The 21,925-nt window shown below is 40.3% G+C and carries 13 protein-coding genes and 1 pseudogene; 11 read left to right on the top strand and 3 right to left on the bottom strand.

The features are described from left to right. Window positions 1-120 precede the first annotated feature (120 nt). From O7C57_RS00225 to O7C57_RS00195, 7 genes are all read left to right on the top strand, one after another. A complete protein-coding gene (locus O7C57_RS00225) occupies window positions 121-1,194 on the top strand; it encodes an HBL/NHE enterotoxin family protein (protein ID WP_230085790.1) in 1,074 nt (357 codons plus the stop codon). Window positions 1,195-1,266: 72 nt separating this feature from the next. Continuing rightward, on the top strand, window positions 1,267-1,869 hold the full coding sequence (locus tag O7C57_RS00220; protein WP_269723487.1) for a hypothetical protein: 603 nt from the start codon (window positions 1,267-1,269) through the stop codon (window positions 1,867-1,869). 845 nt (window positions 1,870-2,714) lie between these two features. Further along, on the top strand, window positions 2,715-3,353 hold the full coding sequence (locus O7C57_RS00215) for an OB-fold-containig protein (RefSeq protein ID WP_269723486.1): 639 nt from the start codon (window positions 2,715-2,717) through the stop codon (window positions 3,351-3,353). Window positions 3,354-3,412: 59 nt separating this feature from the next. After that, window positions 3,413-5,611, top strand: a complete 2,199-nt coding sequence (locus O7C57_RS00210; RefSeq protein WP_154622058.1) for a hypothetical protein — start codon at window positions 3,413-3,415, stop codon at window positions 5,609-5,611. Window positions 5,612-5,812: 201 nt separating this feature from the next. Beyond that, entirely contained in the window at window positions 5,813-10,750 is a 4,938-nt protein-coding gene (locus tag O7C57_RS00205; protein WP_269723485.1) for a DNA repair ATPase, read from the top strand. 2 nt (window positions 10,751-10,752) lie between these two features. Beyond that, complete coding sequence (locus tag O7C57_RS00200; RefSeq protein WP_154622060.1) at window positions 10,753-11,328, top strand: rhomboid family intramembrane serine protease; 576 nt, start codon at window positions 10,753-10,755, stop codon at window positions 11,326-11,328. A 166-nt stretch (window positions 11,329-11,494) separates the two neighbouring features. Beyond that, complete coding sequence (locus tag O7C57_RS00195) at window positions 11,495-14,011, top strand: penicillin acylase family protein (RefSeq protein WP_375097481.1); 2,517 nt, start codon at window positions 11,495-11,497, stop codon at window positions 14,009-14,011. A 34-nt stretch (window positions 14,012-14,045) separates the two neighbouring features. On the opposite strand, the gene O7C57_RS00190 is transcribed toward O7C57_RS00195, so the two are convergent. Beyond that, window positions 14,046-14,708, bottom strand: a complete 663-nt coding sequence (locus O7C57_RS00190; RefSeq protein WP_154623586.1) for a helix-turn-helix transcriptional regulator — start codon at window positions 14,706-14,708, stop codon at window positions 14,046-14,048. A 74-nt stretch (window positions 14,709-14,782) separates the two neighbouring features. On the opposite strand from O7C57_RS00190, the gene O7C57_RS00185 reads away from it, so the two are divergent. Next, on the top strand, window positions 14,783-16,192 hold the full coding sequence (locus O7C57_RS00185; RefSeq protein ID WP_269723484.1) for an MFS transporter: 1,410 nt from the start codon (window positions 14,783-14,785) through the stop codon (window positions 16,190-16,192). A gap of 106 nt (window positions 16,193-16,298) precedes the next feature. Here O7C57_RS00185 and O7C57_RS00180 read toward each other — a convergent pair whose 3' ends face one another. Continuing rightward, the gene (locus O7C57_RS00180) at window positions 16,299-17,780 is read right to left on the bottom strand and encodes an MFS transporter (RefSeq protein WP_163860453.1); all 1,482 of its coding nucleotides are present in this window, start codon (window positions 17,778-17,780) and stop codon (window positions 16,299-16,301) included. A gap of 95 nt (window positions 17,781-17,875) precedes the next feature. On the opposite strand from O7C57_RS00180, the gene O7C57_RS00175 reads away from it, so the two are divergent. Together O7C57_RS00175 and O7C57_RS00170 are read left to right on the top strand one after the other, a co-directional pair. Continuing rightward, window positions 17,876-18,412 (top strand): TetR/AcrR family transcriptional regulator, encoded by a 537-nt coding sequence (locus O7C57_RS00175; RefSeq protein WP_154623589.1) that lies wholly within the window; start codon window positions 17,876-17,878, stop codon window positions 18,410-18,412. A 666-nt stretch (window positions 18,413-19,078) separates the two neighbouring features. Then, window positions 19,079-19,318, top strand: coding sequence for a BrxA family protein (locus tag O7C57_RS00170; RefSeq protein ID WP_023994229.1), 240 nt, complete (start codon window positions 19,079-19,081; stop codon window positions 19,316-19,318). Window positions 19,319-19,505: 187 nt separating this feature from the next. Here O7C57_RS00170 and intI2 read toward each other — a convergent pair. After that, a pseudogene (gene intI2 / locus O7C57_RS00165) lies at window positions 19,506-20,484 on the bottom strand (class 2 integron integrase IntI2). A gap of 332 nt (window positions 20,485-20,816) precedes the next feature. Between intI2 and O7C57_RS00160 the strand changes: the two are divergent. After that, entirely contained in the window at window positions 20,817-21,905 is a 1,089-nt protein-coding gene (locus O7C57_RS00160; RefSeq protein WP_252447429.1) for a hypothetical protein, read from the top strand. The last annotated feature ends 20 nt before the right edge of the window (window positions 21,906-21,925 follow it).

The raw sequence follows: 21,925 nt of genomic DNA, 5'->3' as shown, positions 1-21,925 counted from the left end.
TAGTGACTGTGATTATAATGGCAAAAGATAACTCCGATATTATTTAAATAAGCTTTCTGTTTCATCTGATTAATTAAATCATATGAAATAAAGCATCACATTTAATCAATGAGGTATATCATGAACTTTAGTCAATCACCTTTAGTCATCAATAATGCAAATAAAAAACAATCCAGCTCTGACTTGATTGTACAAAGTAGTTGCCGATCCGTTCTGCAACAGCCATTTGTTAATTTCACTAATAATCCATCATTAATTAACTTACAGCAAGATGTCAATTCTGCATTAGGCATAGCAAAAGAAAATTCAAATTATTATCTTGATACTATACAACCAATGATAATTAGTAATATTTCTAGCATTAGTGCTTACTATACCATGCATAATTCAATAGCAACCCAAGTTCCAGCGGGAACAAGTATTTCTGATTGGTTAAATATTTTAAGTGCGATTAGAGATCAATCAAAAACATATGCAAGTGAGGCGCATATCACTAGCACGCTTTTGTCACAATTTAGTCATAAGTTAGATAACAGTGTATCGAGCTTCTATAGTGTTGTTGATAAATTAAACGCCGCTATACTGGGTGATAACGGTGCGCTAGCTCAAAATAGAAATAAATTAATCGATATACAAACACAAATAGCTGTTGATGAGGTAGGTATAACACTTGGTGCGATAAGTATTGTGGGAGGGCTTATATCGATTGTTGTCGGGATTGCAAGTTCCTTTTTTACCGGAGGCGCAACAATTACCATGGTGATAGGTGGGGGAGTGGCAATAGCAACGGGTGTTGCTGGTATTACAGGTGCCACATTAAAACTTAAGGGTGACCTTAAATTAAAAGAGATCTTATTAGTTGAGGATGCTAATTTGAAAAATGAGGTTAGAGTCGCTCAAGCATGTTCAGCTGGAAATGCACAACTGGCAGTTTGTATATCACAAGCAGCTCAATCTTCACTTGATATGTCAAATGCATGGGGTTTTCTCTCTAATGATATAGAGAGCCTTATTAATGATCTAAATATGGGGATTATCAGTGGTGATAAGGTTAGAGAGTTATTCTTATCAAGTGCGAATAACCAAGTTAAGATCGTCTTAAAAGATACTGATATAATTAAATCACAAATGAGTGGTATTGAATATGTCATTAACCCTACAAAGTATACTTATGATTTAATTAATGTTAATTAAAAGTAAGCACTGAAAATAGCAGTGGAAGTTAATAACATGAAGTAAAATTAACTCAATCATATGGTGAAAAACATGAACATTTTAAGTTATAAAAGCCTAATGTTTAATTATCTAGGTATAATAGGCAAGTACAATAATGCACAATGGAACTTGCCCTTCTATGCCCAAAAAATAATTGTCTCAATTAATAACTCAATGCTTATATGTGAAAAAATTATTGAGCTTTCATCAGCTCAAATCCAAAATTGGATTAACGAACTTAAATCAATATCCAATTTTATAAATATGAATGACATATCGAGTTCTCGTGAAGCATTATCTAAAATGCAACTTGATTCATCTAATATCATTAATGGTCTATTGTTACAAATAAGTGTCCTGAAAGACTGTGTTCATACTATAGAAGACATCATGTCAACACCTGAAGTTTTCTTTGGAGATCCTGAAATTAGCGAACTAAATGAATTTAAAAATGATGTGATTGGCTTTTTTAATATTGAAGTCAACTTTCAAGTCTATCTATTTGGATTATTGTCGGATTATAAAACGCTAAATAATATCTTTAGCATAAGTATACAACCATACGACTATGAACAATATAATTCGATGTCAGTTGTTAAAGTGCAAACCGAAACATCATTTGTAAAAGTGAAGGAATTAAGATTGTCACTTTAAGATTTAGGGATCAACGGAGTTTATTGCAAAAGTGCATTAATGTGACGTTATTGCTCATTACTGAGGAGAATAACCATGTCACTGAATGATTTCAAATGGAAGTATTTTGCGCCCTCTATCACCTTTTGGTGTATACGTAACGATGATTCAATATCTCAGAGCTATACCGATGTTAGTGATATTTTGGCTGAACGAGGCGTTTTTTCATCGTTCAGCCATTTATCGCTATTTTATCAACGATACTCCGATAGAAGATGTCAGAGATATCAAGTAAATCTGACCCAGTGATGACCTACTGATAGCGGCGTATAGGTGAACTATTTTCATAATACGAATTAAGTGAAAGATCACCATCGGTCTATTGGCAAATTGTAGGTAAAAATAGCAATGCTTGATGTGAATTGGCGAATGTCTAGTTAACCATGAAAATGGATCGGTTTACTGGTTTTTTGAGTCCATAGCACACCGCTAATCTCACTTTTTTCCTTTTAATAATCATTTCATTGTTTATCGCTAGAAAAAATATAATCAAAAAAATAACATTATTGTATTAATTAATTTTTCAGACTCTTTTAATCTTATCGCTTCAATAAATTATAATATAATCTTACACATTGCTGTTATGATTCATTATCTTTTATTAACAATTAATGGCAAAATGACCTTTATCTAGCCTGTTTTTATCAGTCATTAATGAAATTGAAAATACTTCATGAATAACTCATAAAAATCAGCCAGATAATAAAGACTAGTCCTATATTGATAATCATTAAATCTAATATGATCAAATTAAAGGTTATAGTCATCACCAAGTTACAACTCTAAATATTATAGCGAGAACAACTATGAGTTTGTTTCTACAAAACTGTCTGGCCTTCCCCGCTGTTCTTTTTAGCGGGTTACTGATTATTGTCATGTTTTATTGGGTTTGTGCTGCTTTTGGGTTGTTAGATATTGATTTATTTAATGTCGATACATCGGTAGATAGCGGAGGTTTTGATGCCACAGGCTTTGCAGGATGGCTGACAAAATTAGGGCTAGCAGGCATTCCAGTCACCATTATTCTCACTCTATTTACACTATTTGGTTGGCTACTGAGCTATTTTAGTGTTCATTGGTTTATCCGATTTATTGATATTACCCTGCTACGCTACCTCGTGGGTTTCGTCGTGTTATTGGTCACGGCCTTTATTTCAATTCATCTTACTGCCTTATGTCTAAAACCATTACGTGAAAAATTAGCTAAATCCTCTTCCCCAAAAAGCGTAAACCAATTAATAGGCAAGCTTGCAACAGTACGTTCCGGTGATGTAACTGAGCATCGAGGAGAGGCTATTTTAGAAGATGGTGGTGCCGGTTTGATCTTACAAATTCGCGCCGCTTCAACCGAAAACATAAAGCGCGGTGACCGCGTTGTCATTATTCGCTATGACGCTGAGTCACACACTTATGATGTGGTGACTGAAGAAGAATTCCGCCGCTAATAATCAACAATACTGTAATTAGTTAACGACGACATTATCGAAACCCATGGAGAGAAAATATGGAATTGGCTGAACTAATGCCCTTTTTGACCATTGTCGGGGGCATCATCGTAGTCATACTTGGATTTTTTGGGCTATTTAAAGCCTTCTATATCAAAGTTCCACAAGGAACAGCGCTGATTGTTAACGACATGTCGTCACAGCCAAAAGTTCACTTTACTGGTGCTTTAGTTTACCCCGTTATCTACAAAAAAGAGTTTATGAGAATATCTCTCTTAACTTTAGAAGTGGATCGCCGTGGGAAAGATGGCTTGATTTGCCAAGATAATTTACGTGCTGATATTACCGTTGCCTTTTATTTACGTGTAAATGAAACAACGGAAGATGTACTTAAAGTTGCTAAGGCGATTGGTGTTGACCGTGCTTCTGACCATCAAGCCGTAAGCACCTTATTTAGTGCTAAATTCTCAGAAGCACTCAAAACGGTTGGTAAGCAGTTTGAGTTGTCTAAACTTTTTGAAGATAGACAAAACTTCCGTGATCGTATTGTTGATGTTATCGGTAAAGATCTCAATGGCTATGCGCTTGAAGACGTTGCCATCGACTATTTAGAGCAAACACCAAAAGCAGCGCTCGATCCAAATAATATTTTCGACTCCGAAGGTATTCGTAAAATCACTGAAATTACCGCAATCCATAATATTGAAACGAACCAGAAAGAACGTGACCAAGAACTGGCAATTCAAAAGAAAAATGTGGAAACCCGCGAAGCTAGCTTAGCACTTGAGCGTCAACAAGCCGATGCAGAAGCCCGTCAAAAACGTGAAATTGAAAATATTCGAGCGCGTGAACAAGCTGAAACATTACGTGTACAAGAAGAAGAACGCTTAAAAGCAGAACAAGCACGGATTCAAACTCAACAAGAAATTGAAATCCGTGAAGAAAACCGTATGCGTGAAGTTGAAGTTGCTCAACAAAACCGTACCCGTGCTGTCACTATCGAAGAAGAGCGAGTCAAACGCGCTCGTGACCTCGAAATTGTTGCTCGCGAACGTGAAGTTGAACTACAACGCATTGAAAAAGAAAAAGCATTAGAAGAAGAACGCAAAAATATTTCTAATGTCATTCGCGAACGTGTGGTGGTAGAAAAAAGTGTTGCTCAAGAAGAAGAGCGTATTAAAGAAGTTCGTGAAATTTCAGAAGCCGATCGTTTAAGACAAGTCACTGTCATTAACGCTCAAGCAGAAGCGGAAGAATCCTTAGTACGTCAAGTGAAGAAAGCGGAAGCCGACGAGGCAAGTGCTAAACACAAAGCTGAAGAGATCAGTACCATGGCTCAAGCCGAGCTTGAAGCCTCAGCAAAACAAGCAGAAGCCAAAAAACGCTTAGCAGAAGGGATTGAAGCAGAACATGCAGCATTAGGCTTAGCCGAAGCACGAGTACGTCAAGCGGCGGCAGAAGCGGAAGAAAAAGAAGGGTTAGTACAAGCTAACATCACAGCAGAAAAACTCCTTGCCGAAGCGAGAGGCTTAAAAGAAAAAGGCTTAACAGAAGCGCAAGTGAGGGAGGCGATGGCGCTAGCAGAGCAACAACAGGGCTTTGCTGAAGCGAAAATCCTTGAAGAGAAATTAACAGCGCAAGCGCGTGGTGAAGAGCAACAAGCGAATGCGAAAGAGAAATTAGGTCTGGCGGATGCAAAAGTACTTGAAGAAAAACTGGCCGCACAAGCTCGCGGTGAAGGCCAATTAGGTGCTGCACAAGCCGAAGTCATTCGTCAGCGTCTAAAAGCAGAAGCTGATGGCTTGACGGATAAGTTCCAATCTATGGATCACCTCAGTGATACAGCTCGCGCCCACGAAGAATTCCGTATGCGTCTTGAGAAAGAGTTTGAACAATCTATGGCTTCAATTGCCGCAAATAAAGAAATTGCTCGCGAACAAGCCGATGTACTGGCAGCAGCCTTAACCAAGACAAATATCGAAATTGTTGGCGGAGATGGTAGCTTCTTTAATACCTTCTCTAAAGCACTTAGCTTAGGCAAAGCCGTTGATGGCTTTATGGATAAAAGCAGTTTTGCGAAGGAGAGTGTCGAAAAGCTGATCAACCGTAAAGACGATAAAAAAATCGACATCGCCGCTTTGCTAAAAAACCCAGAGGTTCAAGATCTGATAAATGGGTTTATGGCTGCAAAAGGTGCAGGTCAACAGGTAAAAACTGTCACAGCAAAACCTGAAAACCAAAGCGATAATCAACTCTAATTAAGATGATAATTCAAAGGCATATACTATATCCTTTAGGTAACAAGTCATGTTGTTGATGTCGATGTAAAAGGTAGCCCAAGAACTTAGACATTTAAGTGACTTGGGCCACTAAATACAAATACATCAACCTTATATTGGCTTGAAGTATCACCTGTATATGTCTTGTGTTTTTGTTATAGCCAAGGAAATCAGCGATACATGTCAATTCAGGAAACAGATCACGAGCAGGAAATACTGGATAGCGCGGTTGCACAAGGTGGCGCATATGAAATATTACGCAAACGCCTCACCGAGCAAGGGCAACAGCTTCATCAAAAAGCAGTGCAGCTCAATGACAGTCGTTTGCAAGAGTTCGGCCAAAGCCAAATGGATATTATTGGTCGTATCCGTATTCGCACAGAAAACAATTGCCAAGCAAGGGATATTGTTCGTGTCGGTGAATGGCTTCTGTTTGGTTATAACGTCTTCTTAGGTCTCAAAAAAGAAACCCACATTGAAGATGTGTTTTCACTGTATCGGCTAATCGATAACCACGGTGAATTTGATGTTGAAGAAGCCCCTTATGAAGGGACATTCCTGAGTGATCCTCGCTTTACCCAAGACTTTACCGAGTTATATACCTACTACAAAAATACCCAACTGCTACAGCTCGTCGAGCGTGATGGAAAACTGTTAGCTAGTTTCCAAATTGGCGATCGTATCACCGATGTCAGGGTCTTCCGCTGGTCTATCTCCAGTGATAAAAGCAAAATCGACTATATCGATAACCGAGGTGAACGTGATATCGCACTACCTCCAGCCTATGATTTCGAATGGGTTAAAACCACGCGTGAAAATACGGTAAATGGCCGATTTCCACATATTAATATTTTAGATACCGTCTTCGTCGAAACTATCGGGGGTGATCTCACGATTAAGTGTGAAAATAACACGGAAGATGGTCTCGGAATTTATCGAGAAGCGGTTTTAGATAAAAACCAATCCCTCGATGATGCGCAGATTGAATATGCTCAAACTGGCAGCCTTATCTTATTAAAGATATTACCTTATCGGGAAGAAAGTTGGCGCTATCTCGTTTACAACACGCTCACTCAAACCGTTCAACGGATTGATGCTATTGGCCAAGCATGTGTGCAGTTACCTGAAGATCACGGCATTATTTTCCCTGGTGGCTATTATCTACAAAATGGTGAATACAAAACCTTTGACCAACCCATGGATGGCATGCGCTTTCCCCGTTTACGTCGCTCCCCCAATGGTGAAGATGTTCTCTATGTGTTTTATTCACCAAATCAAGGCCGCATTGCCTTATTTAACTACAACTTGATTGAGCGAAAACTGGCTATTCCGCTGATCGGGCATGGTTATGCCATGCTTGAAGATGGAAAAATGGTGTTATTTGAAGGTGAAGGAGATGAAGCCACTCGTGTTCATCCTATGCAAGTCTGGCAAACACCGTTTTATTCCGAAGAATTTGCAGATCAACAACCTCCACGTAGTGGCTTTTTTGGCCGCATTGGTAATGCTGACCTTGTGCGCGGTATTTCAGAAATCTTACATATCGCCAAAGAAATTGAAGGTAATCAAGTTTCCGTTACCCGTTACGAACAACTGAGCCAGCAGCCCAAAAACTTGCTGGATATCTATTATTGGTTCAATGACGAACCGTGTTTAGGTATTGGTAAATTACTCAAAGAGATCACGCAAACTAGCGAATTGGTTTTAGATGAGTATGAAAAAGTCGAGAGTATCCGCCAACAGTCCGCAAAATCGATGAGCGAAGCGGTTAGTCGACAAAAATCGTTGATTTCTTTAACCCTTCCTGAAAGCTGGGATGATATTCAACAGTTTGTTGATGGGTTAAATGCACTGAGTGCACAGCGTGGTCATCTGATTTCTCTACGCGAATTCCGTTATATGGATTTAGCAAAGCTCGCACAAATGGAAGAGGAAATCACCGAAGCGCAACAATATGTTTCCCAATCGACAGCGACGTTCCTAGCCAGTGACAAAGCGCTACAACCGTTTAAAACGCAACTCGCTACGTTTGAAGAACAGGTGGAGAACGCCCAAAATAGCGCTCAGTTAGATATCCCAATGAATGGCATGGAAAAAATGTCTGCCGACTTGGATATGCTATCGAACTTAATGGCCTCTCTAAAATTTGACGATGTGACCCAGCAAACCCATATTATTGATGCTATTTCACAAATTTATGCTCAATTAAATCAGTCTCGCGCTCGCTTACAACAAAAACGTAAATCCCAAAGCAGTGTTGAAACGGTCGCCCAATTCGGCGCACAATTCCGCTTATTCAGCCAAGGTATTACCAACGCGCTCTCTCTTTCTACAGATCCTGAACGTTGTGATGACCAATTGTCACGATTATTAGTGCAGTTAGAGGAATTAGAAAGCCAATTCAGTCATCATGATCAATTTCTCGATGATATTCTCTCTAAACGCGAAGAGTTGTTAGAAACCTTTGAATCACACAAGCAAACGCTACTGGATGAACGCCAGCGCCGTTCACAAAATTTACAAACCGCAGCAGAGCGTTTATTAGAAAGTCTACAGCGTCGTACTTCACGCTTGCAGTCACAAGATGAACTCAATGCCTTTTTTGCTTCTGATCCATTAGCAGCAAAAACCCGCGAAATCATTGAAAAACTGAGAGAAATCAACGATAACGTCAAGGCTGACGATATTGATGCTAAATTGAAGGCCGCACGTGACCAAGCAATTCGTACACTGAGAGATAAAACAGATATATTTGAAGATGGCGGTAATGTCATTAAATTAGGGCCTCGCCATCGCTTTAGCGTTAATACCCAAGAGCTTGATTTAACCATTTTACCTAAAGATAACCAGCTTTGGTTGTATCTCACAGGAACAGATTTCCAAGAACCGATAGATAATCCACAGTTATCCAAATTGCAGCCTTATTGGACTGCAATGCTTGAATCTGAATCGGATAATGTGTACAGAGCTGAATATCTTGCCTATTCAATTATCTATGCAGCAAGCAAACGCCAAGATGGACTCGACTATAATAGTCTCAAGTCAGCGTTATCTGTACCAGAGAAACTAGAAAAAATTGTCCGTGACTTCGCAGCTCCCCGCTATAAAGAAGGTTACGAAAAGGGAATTCATGATCATGACGCTATAGCGATTTTGAAAAAGTTAATTCCGGTTGGTGAAAGTGCCGATTTACTGCGTTATAACCCAACATCGCGAGCAATTGCGGCGATTTTCTGGGAAAAAATGCAATCTCATGATTACCCAGCACTGTGGCCAGAACGTGCCAGAACAGCGATGAATATTCAGCAATTATTTCACAATGATGATGCGTTACTGGATTTACAAGCTGAAATTGAGGCTGATATTAGCCTCTTTCTACAAGAACACCCTATCGCATGTGAAAGCTATCAACAAACTCAGGCAGCAGAGTATCTCAGTTTTGCTTTAGCGCGCACCCCTATCGAGTTAGTTTACAGTAAATATGCACGTGACTTAGTCGTCGCCTTACAGAGTCGATTAGAAGAAGCACATATGTGGATCGATTTTAATCGTTCACAACAGAACCTTTCAGATCGCTATGCTCAGCGCTGGGCCTTGATTCAAAATTGGTTAAAAGGGTTATGCTCAAATTCAGAATTTGCCCATCTCACGCCTTATATTCCTGGCGCAATCGCCATTATTATCTTAGATAAGGTCGCTTCTGCACGTTATAGTGAGGCGGATCTCTATTTCAAAGTGAGTGGTTTGCTTGGCGAGCATCCAATGATTGAGAACCAAACGCTGTCATTGAGCTTAGATAACTATTTCAGTCGCATGCGTCAGCAGAGAAAGCAATTTATACCGGCATTCCGTGAGTACCAAGCCCTACGCCAACGCATTGTTATTGATGAACGTCGTCGTTTGAAGTTGCATGAATTCAAAGCACGCCCGTTAAGCTCTTTTGTACGCAATAAGCTCATTAATGATGTCTATTTACCCATTATCGGCGACAATATGGCAAAACAAATCGGTGCTCTCGGTGAGGGCAAACGTACCGACTTGATGGGCCTACTTTTAATGATCTCCCCGCCGGGCTACGGAAAAACGACGCTCATGGAGTATGTTGCTGACCGTCTAGGCCTAATTTTCATGAAAATTAACGGCCCTGCATTAGGTCATGAAGTGTTATCGCTCGACCCTGAACAAGCTCCCAATGCAACCGCAAGACAAGAGCTAGAAAAACTCAATTTAGCCTTAGAAATGGGCAATAATGTCATGCTGTATGTTGATGATATTCAGCATACCCATCCAGAGTTCTTACAGAAATTTATTTCTTTATGTGATGGCACAAGACGCATTGAAGGGGTTTGGAAAGGAAAAACCAAAACATATGATATGCGCGGGAAAAAATTCTGTGTTGTTATGGCGGGTAACCCCTATACAGAATCCGGTGAAGTGTTCCGCATACCTGATATGCTTGCAAACCGAGCTGATATCTATAATTTAGGGGAAGTCCTTGGTGGCATGGATGATGCCTTTGCATTAAGCTACATTGAAAACAGTTTAACTTCAAATTCAGTATTGGCTCCACTTGCCTTACGTGACCTGAATGATCTCTACCTGCTCGTAGATAAGGCTATGGGGAAATCAATCTCCACCAATGCGTTAAACTACCCTTATTCAGATGCAGAAATCAGTGAGATCGTTGCAGTGATTAAGCATCTAATCACCTTGCGGGATATCGTGCTTAAAGTAAATCAGCAATATATCGCGAGTGCTGCGCAATCCGATAAATATCGAACTGAACCCGCCTTCCGCCTACAAGGTAGCTATCGCAACATGAATAAATTAGCTGAAAAAGTTTCATCCGTTATGAATGAGGAAGAACTTGAGCGTTTATTAGATGATCACTACCTAGGTGAAGCGCAATTACTCACGACAGGGGCTGAAGAGAATTTACTCAAACTAGCCGAGATCAGAGGTAGGCTCACTGAACAAGAAGCTGCGCGTTGGCAACAAATCAAGAAAGACTTCATGCGCAATAAAGCACTTGGTGGAGATAATGCCGATGTTGGTGATCGAGTTGTTGCCCAACTCGCCGATCTGGTTGAAAGCGTACAAGCACTAGGCCAGCACTGATGATGAAGCAATGGCTAAGTCAGCGTTTAAAATTACTCGCTATTTTAGCTGGGCTATTGGTTATCATCCAAGTAATCAATAGCCTAACCGGTTATGCTCTCACGCGCTTCGGTATTATCCCGCGAGAGGTAAATAGTTTAATCCGTATTCCGCTTGCCCCCTTTATTCATGGTAGTTGGGGGCATTTACTGAGTAACCTACCACCTTTACTGATCCTCAGTGCAATCCTTATGCATAGAACTATTCGTGAATATGTATATGCCTCATCATTTATTATTATTACCAGCGGATTAGCGGTTTGGCTGGTTGGTCGCTATGCCATCCATGTGGGTGCAAGTGGTTGGATTTTTGGGCTTTGGGGACTACTGATTGCTCAAGGCTTCTTTAGACGCCAACTTGTCGATATCCTCATTGCATTATTGGTACTCTTTTATTTTGGTGCCATGGCAGCAGGCTTACTCCCTATTCATCAATATATTTCGACTGAGTCACATATAGCTGGTGCAATATCCGGCATTTTCTATGCTTGGTGGATTAATCGCCGTAAAAAAAAGCCCCTTTCATCTACAGAACGCTAATTTACAGTTAATGTGATTAGATTCACTTTTAATATTTTTTTATTTTTTATGTATCCTTTTTTATCTACTTAGTTCACATATTAATAATTTAACCATTATTTAACCCTTCATTTACAAATTAGTGATTGTTAGTCTCGTAATACAATAAAAAATGGAGGCTCATCTGATGAAGAAAAATAATATATTATCTGCAATGGTTATTTTTGGATTCGCAACACTTGCATCCACCAGCTACGCTGAACCGAATAAAATAAAGATAGATCGTGATAGCTACGGTGTTCCACATATCTATGCAGATGATGTTTATAGTCTTTTTTATGGTTATGGCTATGCCGTCGCCCAAGATAGACTTTTCCAAATGGAAATGGCCAAACGCAGTACACAAGGCACGGTTTCGGAAGTACTAGGTAAAGATTTCATTGCTTTTGACAAAGATATCCGCAGTAATTACTGGCCAGATTCTATCCATCAACAGATCGACAATCTTCCCAAAAAAGAACAAGATATTCTACGAGGCTACGCCGATGGCATGAACGCGTGGATAAAACAAGTCAATACCACACCTGATAAACTCATGCCTAAACAGTTCATGGATTATGGTTTTACCCCCTCTCAATGGAACAGTTTTGATGTTGCTATGATTATGGTCGGTACCATGGCTAACCGTTTCTCTGATATGAATAGTGAAATCGATAATTTAGCCTTATTAACCGCCTTAAAAGATAAATATGGTGAACAAAAAGGGTTAGCGGTATTCAACCAAATAAATTGGCTGAATAATCCTAATGCCCCCACCACTATTGACGCTCAAGAATTCACTTATCTAGATACAAAAAATAAAAACAATCAATCACAGGTGAATCAAATAGGTGATTATCGCCTAATGCCGCCGATGTTTGAACGTCCTGCTAAAGATGCCTCTGGCAAATTAATCGCATTAACAACACAGCAAAATAGTCAATTGATAGCCAAACAATATGCGCAAAGTGGTGCAAATGGCTTAGCGGGTTATCCAACAACAAGTAATATCTGGGTTGTCGGGAAAGCAAAAGCTGATGGCGCCAATGCAATTTTGCTAAACGGCCCACAATTTGGTTGGTTTAATCCTGCTTATACCTACGGGATTGGTTTACATGGCGCTGGTTTCGACTTAGTGGGTAACACCCCCTTCGCCTATCCCGCCATATTATTTGGTCATAATGGCAATATCGCGTGGGGATCAACAGCTGGCTTTGGGGATGGCGTTGATATATTTGCAGAAAAATTGGACCCACAACGCCCTGATTATTATCAACACCAAGGCCAATGGAAAAAAATGCTCAGCCGCCAAGAGATAATTAATGTGAAAGATGCCCCGTCCGTTACATTAGATATTTATCGAACGGTGCACGGTAATGTCATGAAAACAGATGATAATGCCAATATCGCGTACAGCAAGGCACGTGCATGGGATGGAAAAGAGGTCTCCTCTTTAATGGCATGGGTAAAACAAGCACAAGCCAAAAATTGGCAACAATGGCAAAATCAGGCACAGAACCAAGCCTTAACCATTAATTGGTATTATGCAGATAAAGACGGCAATATTGGTTATATCCATACTGGGCATTATCCTGAACGCCAAGAAAATCATGACCCTCGACTCCCCGTTCCCGGCACTGGTGAATGGGACTGGAAAGGCATGCAGCCCTTTGCTAATAACCCGAAAGTGTACAACCCTAAATCGGGTTATATTGCTAACTGGAATAATTCCCCAGCAAAAAATTACCCCGCGAGTGACTTGTTTGCGTTTTTATGGGGATCTGCTGATCGCGTCACAGAAATCAATAAGCTAATAGAATCAAAGCATCTGTTAAATCAAGAGGACATGTGGGATATTCTAAAACAGACGAGTCGTGTTGACCTGAATCATCGCCTATTTACCCCTTATATTCTGCGTGCGACACGCGATTTACCTGCCGATGACGATGCCGTAAAACTTGCATCTATTCTTAACCAATGGAATGGAATTAATTATCTTTCAAAAGAAGGCAAACATTATATTCAACCAGGCTCAGCAATATTGGATATTTGGCTAAAAGAGATGCTAAAAGCCACGCTGGGCCAAACAGTCCCTGCTCCTTTTGATAAATGGTATTTAGCCAGTGGCTATGAAACAACACAAGAAGGTCCTACAGGCTCATTAAATATTAGTACAGGCGCAAAAATCTTATATGAATCATTATTAGGGCAACAATCTGCTATTCCACAAGCTATTGACCTATTTTCAGGGAAATCACAAGATGATGTTATTCGCCAAGCATTACGTACAACTTATCAGCAAATGACCCAGCAATATGGTCATCATCCTGCGAGTTGGCAAACTCCAGCGACAGCACTAACTTTTAGAGCCAATAATTTCTTCGGTGTTCCTCAAGCTAATAGCGCAGAAAGTCTACACCAAAATGAATATCATAATCGAGGAACCGAAAATGACTTGATTGTGTTTACCGACGATAAGGTGAAAGCTTGGGATGTTGTTGCTCCAGGACAAAGCGGTTTTATTTCACCGCAAGGAAAACCATCTCCTCATTATCAAGACCAATTATCCCTTTATGAACAGTTTGAAAAAAAACCATTGTGGCTCACTGCTGAAGAATTAGCTCCCCATATCGAAACCAGTGAATTGATTGAAGTTACAAAATAGTCTCTCAACATGGCCGAGAGCAAACTCTCGGCCTTTATTTTATTTTCTGAATACGGTAAACACAGCGCCCACCACCATTGAGTAAATACTGCTCTCGCTCAATCGTAACTTCATCGCCCATAATTTCACGAAATAATTGTAATTCGGAGCGACAAAAATTTTGGCAAACAGTCGCCGCAGCACAGATTGGGCAATGGTTTTCAATTAATAACCAACTGTCCCCCTCTTGTTCAATACGTGCCATATAACCCTCTTCACTACGAATATCGGCTAATGCCTGTAGTCGTTCAATAAAAGGTCGCTGTGCACAACGAGATAGATATTTGGTTTTAATTGCACTTTCTCTTTGGCTAATCAGTTTTTCTAGCCCTTCATTCCCAAAAATACTTTTTACTGAATCAATGAGCTGCAACGTAAGCTGTGCATGCGTATCTGGAAAACGCTGATGTCCTAATTCAGTCAGCACCCAATTCTGCCTCGGTCGACCAGCACCTGTTTGAGAAGTGCACTGCACCCCCTCAACTAAACCTAGTGATAGCAATTTTTGAAGATGTTGGCGGACAGCTTCCCCCGTCATGGCTAAGTCTTTTGCAATCACAGCGGTTGAGATAGGCGCTTTAGTTTTGATACAAAACAACACTTTATCAACCGCTTGGCTGAGATTTAAATTATCAAAGTAATTACTTGCATTAATCATGATGCCACTCTAATATCCAAGCTAATACTTGGATATTAACTTTTTTTTAACTCTCTCGTCTAGCAGGTCTCGCTATGAGCAATGATCCATCAACGACAAATCAAGCCAAATGGGCTGATTTACTCAGTGGCACTAATGCATTACTGACTATCGCCCTTACTGGTGGTGTCGCACTCCATGCGATCAACATTTATATCGTTACAACGATTCTTCCGAGCATTGTCGATGATATCGGTGGCCTAGAATATTATGCATGGAATACCACCATATTTGTTGCCACCTCTATTGTCGGCTCAACATTATCAAGCAAAATCCTCAACCAATTAGGACCTAAATTTGCTTATTTAACCGCCTTATTTTTATTTTCATTAGGGTCGATTTGGTGTGCCGCTTCCCCTTCAATGCTAACGTTACTTGTCGGACGTGCGCTTCAAGGGCTAGGGGGCGGTATTTTATTTGCCTTAAGCTATGCATTAATTCGCATTGTTTTTACCGAAAATCTCTGGTCACGTGCTATGGGGGTCGTTTCCGGTATGTGGGGAATTGCCACGCTCTGTGGGCCTGCAATTGGTGGGATATTTGCCCAAGGTGGACATTGGCGCTGGGCTTTTTGGTCATTATTGCCAGTTGCTGTTTTTCTTACTTTAATTGTTATTAATCAATTACCTAAAAAAACAAACCAACAACCACAAACCAGTAAATTGCCTTTTCTTGCTATTACATTATTAGTTGCTTCTGTGTTAGCGATTTCGATCGGAAGTTTATCTCAAGAACTCATATTTAATGTCGTGGGTCTGCTAGTTGGCATCACCATGCTAATTACCATTGCTCTCATTGATGGTAAGCAAGGTAAACGCTTACTCCCTACAGGCACTTATTCATTCAAAAATCCGCTTGCTATCATTTACTTAACGATGAGTTTACTGGTTGGTGGTATGACAACGGAAATTTATGTCCCTTATTTCTTACAAACTATCCATCAATTTTCTCCATTATCAGCAGGTTATCTCACCGCAATTATGGCCGCAGGTTGGACAATTGGCGCATTACTCAGTGCGAATAAAACGGGGCCACTCGTATTAAAAATACTTCGTTTAGGCCCAATTATTATATTTATCTCATTAATCTTACTGGCTATTTTAACGCCTAATACAAAATTAGTGGATTCAATACTTCTGTTTGCCATCTATTTAATTGCCATGATGGGAGTTGGTCTAGGAATTGGTATTTGCTGGCCACATCTTGTTTTAAAGGTTTTTAACGTCGCCCCTAACGGCGAAGAGAATCTTGCATCCTCATCAATTATTACCGTTCAACTGTACGCAACAGCACTATCAGCAGCATTAGTTGGTGTAGTCGTCAATAATAGTGGACTTATTAGCCCTGGAGGGTTAGCTGGAGCCCAACAAGCTTCAATCTGGTTATTTGCGCTATTTGCTATTTGCCCCTTCTTTGGTGCATTACTCATCAGAAAGATTCAATAACCCTGTAGGCCAAGAAGCAAATATGCATTCATTGCAGAGATAAATAAGAGATTATTATCACAATAGGGAAGTGTTTTTGATGGCACTTCCCTTTAATTATTAGCCTTTATGTTTTGCGAAAAAAATGAGGAATAACTAATGAGCAAAGAATCAAAATAATAATTGTTGATATCATTACGCCACCAAATGCTTGATCGAAAGCAGTATGCGCTTGGTTAATCAAGATATTTGCACTCTCTTGTGGCAAATGCTCCGCGATAATAAAAGCTTCATCAATGCTATCATAAGCTTTCTCATCCACCGCTAAGTTGTCTGGTAACGATAGCTTCATTGTATAAATGGCGCTCATCAATCCCCCCATAAAAGTCACCCCCAACACACTACCGATTTCATAAGCGACTTCTTCAATTGACGCTGCCATACCCGCTTTTTGATCAGGTGCATTCAACATCACTGTGGTTGAGGCGGTAGTAAAAATCACACCAAGACCAAAGCCAATCAAAAATAAGTATGCCAATAATATGAAACCGGTAGCAGTTTGGTAAACATAATTAAGGCCGATGACACCGATCAAGGTACAGACGAAACCAAATATTGTTAACCGTCTCTCGCCAATTTTATGTAATAACATTCCAGCTAATGGGCCAGCCAATACCGAGGCGATAGGGATAGGAATAATATACAGAGCCGCTTGAAACGGTGTATATCCCATCACAAGCTGTAATCTTTGGCTTAACAGAAGCTCGACGCCAACAATGATGACCATCGATAATATTGCCATTAAGATACCCGCACTAAAGCGTGGGTTAGCAAATAGCTTAAAATCAATCATTGGCGAATCAGATGACATTTGTCTACGGCTAAAGATACACAAGAACCAAACACCTATGATGCCTGCAACAATAAACGCCCACCAATTCGTATAAGGCTTACCAAACTCTTTTAGGGCATAAATAGTACCAACTAACCCAATAAGCACTAACACAGAGCCGATATAATCGATTTTTTGTGAACCTTCTCCGCCACATTTAGGAATTAAAAAGTAAGCGAAAGGCAATACGAATAATACTACCGGTACATTGATTAAAAATACTGAGCCCCACCAAAAATGGTTAAGCAATATACCGCCAACGAGTGGACCGATAGCGGCGCCACCTGACGCAACAGCCGACCAAATCCCTATCGCAAGAGCACGCTCTTTTGGATCTAAAAAAACATGCCTAACAATTGATAACGTTGCGGGCATGCTCATTGCAGCCCCTACGGCCAAAAAGCCTCTTGATAAAATCAAGCTCAATGCAGTTGGGGAAAATGCAGCGCACAAAGAGGCGATGGCAAATAAAGGTAACCCTAAAAGAAACATCACCTTATGACCTATACGGTCACTAAGCATCCCCGCTGCCGGTAATAATCCCGCGACAATTAACGGATATGCATTCATAATCCATAATTTTTCGGAGGATGTGGCGCCTAAATCATGTGTTAATCGAGGTAGAGCCGTGTATAACACCGTTACATCGATCACAATGAGAAACAGTACACTTGATACTAAAAGTAAAATAATCCAGCGTTTATAATCAGCTAGCATAAAATCATCTCAACAAGTTTATTTAATCATCATTTATTAATGATTGTGCTACAATATAAATCCATACGTATGTATTGAAAAGAGGTTTTTGTTAAATGGGACGTCAACGAACAATCGATCGAGATAAAGTGCTCGATGCTGCTGAAGAGATTGTGCTCACACAAGGAGCCGCCGCTCTAACCATTGATGCCGTGGCCAAATCCATGGGAATTTCTAAAGGTGGTGTGCAATATTGCTTTGGTAACAAAGATGCTCTCATCGATGCGATGTTTGAACGTTGGGGATATACCTATGAACAAATATTCAATCGTGAAATAGAAAAAGATAATTCACCTGAGAATCGAATTAATGCCCATCGGCTCGCGACGTATGAACACGATAAAGTCGCTATGGCGAAAGGGGCAGCATTGATGGCAGCTTTATTACAAACGCCAGAATACCTAGAAAGTACACGTCATTGGTATCGCGACAGATTGCGTCATTTAGACACCTCGACCGAACAAGGAAAACGCGCTCGATTGATGTTTCTTGCCACTGAAGGTGCTTTTATGTTGCGCTATTTTGGATTGATGGAAATTGATGAAGATGAGTGGCAATCCATGTTTAACGATATGTCACGATTATTAAGCTAATCATCTTACAACTCAATGACAGGCTGCTAACCGCTGAATTATCGTCATCAATAATATCATCCTCTCTGACTACCCCAGAAAACCCTCGGTTTGATAACATTAAATAATAAAAAACCCGACTATATAATTAACGATATAATCGGGTTTAAGCTATTTGTAGACGGACAATTAAGTTGGGAACTGGAAGGTGTGAAAATGGGGGTTTTTTAAGAGTTGTTTGGGGAAAAGTGACAAAATAGATGGAAACTGGGTGTGGTGTTGCAAGCTAGCGCGAAAGTTAAAAATGACAAAATAGTTTGGAACTAGATTTCACTTATCTGGTTAACTAATCTAGCTAACCTGCCGCTCAGCTTAGTACGATCCTATATCCAACTGCTCATAATCCTTTCATCAGTATCCCAAATTAAATCCCCCTCCTAGACTGCCTCACCAACACTTTACAGTGATCCCGTATTTCCGGACAGGTGATTGATTTTTTTCGCTTGTACAGGTGTTAAGACACAGTTATCTTGATGTAGACATTATGCATTGTAATAGCCCATTAACATGCGCTAAGAGCATAAATTAATATACAGTAACAAGCATTACGAGGTGCTAATGTTTGGAAAGCAGCCTCTTCCAACTACAATAATAAGTTAACTATCCTCCACCCACAAATAATTACAAATGACCCCTTTCCGCTATAACTCCGATCTCACCAGCGGCTCGCTACAAACCCGAAAGTGTCGCATTATTACTGGCTTGTTACTCCAAGAGCTTGATGAAGCTGCCTGGGATAAAGCCATGTATGAGGAAAATGTGCTTCAGAAACGCACGCAATCTACGGTAAGACGTATTTCTTCAGCGCTTAGAAAACGCCTAGAACACCTAAGCTCTGACTTTTGGGCTTTTGCGTTTTTATGTTAGGCATTGTCTGGCAGCTGGAGGAAGTGTAATGACCATGAATGGTCACTGTGATTAACAGTATCTTGCTTAAACTTATCTGAACAATGGTAGAACTGGCTCATATTTATCCCCTCTATGATTGTTTATCTTTTTCACCATAAAAAGTATCAGGGGCTACTCAGGGCTACATAAAGATATTTATCTACTTTTACTGATTGATAAGTAGCATCAGTCCATCCGCAGGACTGGTGGTGCCGGCAAAATGCTGACCCAACACATGCGTATAGATTTGCGTGGTCTTAACATCGGTATGCCCTAAGAGTTCTTGCACAGTGCGAATATCACGCCCCGCTTGTAATAGATGCGTAGCAAACGAGTGACGAAATGTATGACAAGTGACACGCTTGCTAACGATGCCTGCTTTTTGTACGGCTGCCTTCAATGCCTTTCGCGCAACGGAGTCATGCAGATGATGGCGGCATAATTTGCCGTTATACGGGTGGTTGCAGAGCGTGCTGGAGGGAAAGACAAACATCCACGCCGCTTGTCGATAAGCAGAAGGGTATTTGCGATCTAAAGCAAAAGGCAGCGATGGCCCTACGCCTTGTAAGTTGTCGTCTTGCTGAATAAGCCGCGCTTGCTCAATGAGTTGTTTTATTGCTGGGATTAGGCGCGTGGGCAGTAGGCTGTTTCTGCTTTTCCCACCCTTACCGTCATGCACAGTGATGCAGCCATTATCAAAATCAAAATCTTTAACCCGCAAACGCAAGCATTCATTAATGCGCAAACCTGCACCATACAGCAGCGCAAAAATAACTTGGTTGCGAGTGTCCATAACCTGCAAAATGCGTTGCACTTCACTTGCAGAGATAACAGAGGGTAGCCGTCTAGGCTTGCTTGCAGGGATATAATCAATATCGCCCAACGGCTGTTGTAAAAACCTGTTGTACAAAAAAGCTAGGGCATTTAAAGCGATTTTCTGCGTGTTTATGGCTACATGTCTGCTGTTTGCTAAGCTGGATAAAAACAGCCTGACCTCTTCACTGCCCATGGTCTGAGGATGACGTTTTTTGTGAAACAGAATAAAACGCTTAATCCAGTGCAGGTAAGTTTTTTTCAGTTTTCAGCGCATAACCTTTTTGCCGCATATCCGTGCGTATAGAATTTAAAAATGGACTGTTAGACATAAAACGCTCCTTGTCTTGCAACTGTCTGCCTATACAGCCTATTCTAGCTGGGATTTAAAAAGTTCCTGTTTTTTACGCCTAGAGATGCTTGTTTACCGATAGAGTTTTAATTTAATGCTAAATAAATTAAAGTGTTATGAGTTCTTTGGGTGAGATAATGTGCATCGTGCAAGCAGGATAGACGGCATGCACGATTTGTAATAACAGAGTGTCTTATATTTTTAAAGAAAGTCTATTTAATACAAGTGATTATATTAATTAACGGTAAGCATCAGCTGGTGACAAAACGAGCATGCTTACTAATAAAATGTTAGGCCACACGAAGGAAACTTATGCAAGTACCGGAGTTCGGTGGGTATTTCCCATCAGAGGAAGATATGGATGCTCAGCAAAAAGCGTTCTATAGAAAGGTCGAAAAATCTCTCGACCATGGTGACTTTATCGATATCGATAGCAATATTGGATATGTCTTTGTCTATTTGTATAAGCTATTAGCTAAATGGAACACGAAAGGTTTTGAATCACTATCAGAGTTTCTAATATACATTTCTGAGCTATATAAGCATGAAGAGAAACTATCCAGTTACTGTCTTTTTTGGGCATACGATTGCCTACTTGGCCTTGAAAAATATGACGATTACTTAGAGAAAACCGAGCCAAAAGTTATAACAGGAACAAGCACTCATTCTTCTAACCTAAGAATAAACATCCAGAGGAAAATAGGCCTCCAGGCTAACCCCATTGATATATTGCTAATGTGCGGAGGGAGGAAAACAAAGTTTATCTCCAATAATCAAGCGTTATACAAAGAAAAGATTATTGACTGTTTTAATGAATATGGTGAAGAGAATGAAGGCTGGTTTGCTATATTCGATTCATGGCTTTCAAACGAAAACTTATATGATCATAGATTATTCAATGGAGCACCTTTATGGGATAAGCCAGCGTTAAGCTGGAAAATAAAGGCTTATTACTCTGCCTACGATCATTTGGGGAAAATTAAAGAAATCTCTAAAGACGCAGAAAATAAAGCAAGGGAGTTATTAGGAGTCCCCAAGATCGGGGAAGGGTGGGTTTCTGAAACTGAGCTTTATAGGAAGTTAGAGGGTGAGTTTTTCAAAACAAAGGTAATACAGCATGGTCAACCATCTTGGTTAGGGCGCCAACATTTCGATATATGGTTTCCCAACTGGAAAATTGCAGTAGAGTATCATGGGAAACAACACTTTGAGCCTGTCGATTTCTTTGGTGGCGAGGAAGCATTTAAGAAAACTGTTGAAAGGGATAAACGAAAGATTAATCTAGCTAGAAAACATGGTGTTAGGCTATTTGTTGTCACTGAGCATGATGATCAAGATGAGCTCATACAAGATATATACGAACTTTCTTCTAGGCGAAAGGTATTACCACCTAAGGCCTAACAAGTTGCTGCACACGGATA

Source organism: Providencia sp. 21OH12SH02B-Prov, assembly GCF_027362595.1.
GTDB classification, from domain to species: domain Bacteria; phylum Pseudomonadota; class Gammaproteobacteria; order Enterobacterales; family Enterobacteriaceae; genus Providencia; species Providencia zhejiangensis.
The sequence above is the reverse complement of the archived record's forward strand: the minus strand, read 5'-3'. Positions and strand labels throughout refer to the sequence as shown.